The 2,145-nt window shown below is 69.4% G+C and carries 2 protein-coding genes; both read left to right on the top strand.

The genetic code is table 11. The features are described 5' to 3' along the window. On the top strand, positions 1-1,759 hold a 1,759-nt coding region (gene uvrA / locus VFW66_03840; protein ID HEX5385812.1), incomplete at its 5' end, for an excinuclease ABC subunit UvrA. Then, a partial coding sequence (locus VFW66_03835) for a hypothetical protein (protein HEX5385811.1) occupies positions 1,756-2,145 on the top strand: 390 nt, incomplete at its 3' end. The genes uvrA and VFW66_03835, both read left to right, overlap by 4 nt.

Below are 2,145 nucleotides of genomic sequence, written 5' to 3'. Positions count from 1 at the left end.
GCGCGAATTCGAGAGCGAGTGGGAGGGCGTGCTCAAGAACGTCGAGCGCCGCTACCGCGAGTCGTCGAGCGACTCGGTGCGCCTCTCGCTCGAGGAGTTCATGACCGAGCAGCCGTGCCAGACCTGCGGCGGCAAGCGGCTCCGGCCCGAGAGCCTGGCCGTGCTGGTGCACGGGCGAAGCATCGGCGACGTGGTGGACCTCCCGGTGAACCGCGCGCTCGAGTTCTTCGAGAGCATTCCGCTCCGGTCGAACGGGCGCGCCGGCCTCGACGCCGAGATCGCCGGGCCAATCCTGAAGGAAGTGCGCGAGCGGCTGCGCTTCCTCTGCGACGTGGGGCTCGACTATCTGACCCTCGGCCGCGCCGCCACCTCGCTCTCCGGCGGCGAGACCCAGCGTATCCGGCTCGCGACCCAGATCGGCTCGCGGCTCGTGGGCGTGCTCTACATCCTTGACGAGCCCAGCATCGGTCTGCACCAGCGGGACAACGCGCGGCTCCTCTCCACCCTCCGCGAGCTGCGCGACCTCGGCAACACCGTGATCGTGGTCGAGCACGACGAGGAGACCATCCGCTCGGCCGACCATCTGATCGACCTCGGCCCCCGCGCCGGCCGGTTCGGCGGCGAAGTGGTGGCCGAGGGGAGCGTCGAGCAGGTGCTGGAGCACCCGACGTCGCTCACCGCGCGGTATCTCCGCGGCGAGCTGCGCGTGCCGGTGCCGCGCGGGCGCCGGCTGGCCGATCCCGATCGCCGGCTCCGTGTGGTGGGTGCCAGGGAGAACAATCTGCGGGACGTGACGGTGGACGTGCCGCTCGGGCTTTTCGTTTCCGTCACCGGCGTCTCCGGCTCGGGCAAGTCCACGCTCGTCACCGACATTCTCTATCGCGCGCTGGCGCGGCATTTCTACCGGGCAAAGGTGATCCCCGGCGCGCACGACCGGATCGAAGGCCTGCATCTCATCGATAAGGTCATCGACATCGACCAGAGCCCCATCGGCCGCACGCCGCGCTCGAACCCCGCCACGTACACCGGCCTGTTCACGCCGATCCGCGAGCTGTTCGCCCAGCTCCCCGAAGCCAAGATCCGCGGCTATGGGCCGGGCCGGTTCTCCTTCAACGTGAAGGGCGGCCGATGCGAGGCGTGCCAGGGCGACGGGCTGGTGAAGATCGAGATGCACTTCCTGCCCGACGTGTACGTCCCCTGCGAGGTGTGCAAGGGGCGGCGGTACAATCGCGAGACGCTGGAGGTGCGCTACAAGGGCCGGAGCATCGCCGACGTGCTCGACCTCACCGTGGCCGATGCGCTGGAGTTCTTCAGCGCCCAGCGGCGCATCGCCGAGAAACTGGAGCTGCTGAACGACGTAGGGCTGGGCTACATCCACCTGGGCCAGTCGGCCACGACGCTTTCGGGCGGCGAGGCGCAGCGGGTAAAGCTCGCCACCGAACTGGCCAAGCGCGACACCGGCCGCACGCTCTACATCCTCGACGAGCCCACGACGGGACTGCACTTCGAGGACGTGCGCCTGCTGCTCGAGGTGCTGCATCGCCTGGTGGACAAGGGGAACACCGTCGTCGTGATCGAGCATAATCTCGACGTCATCAAGACCGCCGACTGGGTCATCGATCTGGGCCCGGAAGGCGGCGAGGCCGGCGGCCGAGTGGTTGCCGCCGGCACTCCGGAGCAGGTGGTGCAGGCGCCGGAAAGCCACACCGGCCGATTCCTGGCGCCGGTCCTCAACTCTCCCGCGGGATGCGCCCAGTGAATCGTCCGCTCGTTGCCGTGCTCGTCTGGACCGGTGCGCTCCTGCCTCTGGCTCCGGCCTCGCTCTCCGCGCAGGCCGACTCGAGCCTGCTCACCCTCAAGCGGATCTACGCCTCATCCGAATTCGAGACCCAGCGCCTGGGCCCTACGCAGTGGGTGGACGAAGGCGCGGGGTACACGCGGCTCGAGCCCGCCCCCAACGGCCATGGCGCCGACCTCGTGCGCTACGACACCGAGCACGGCACTCGGCGCGTGCTGGTGCCGGCGTCGCGCCTCGTTCCGCCCGGCGCCGCCGAGCCGCTCGAGGTGGAGGACTACACCTGGTCACCCGACGGCAAGCAGCTTCTCATCTTCACCAACTCGCGCCCCGTCTGGCGCCAGAACAAC

Source organism: Gemmatimonadales bacterium, from assembly GCA_036279355.1.
In the GTDB taxonomy this organism is placed as follows: Bacteria; Gemmatimonadota; Gemmatimonadetes; order Gemmatimonadales; family GWC2-71-9; genus DASQPE01.
This window is presented reverse-complemented; position numbering and strand designations above follow the sequence as displayed.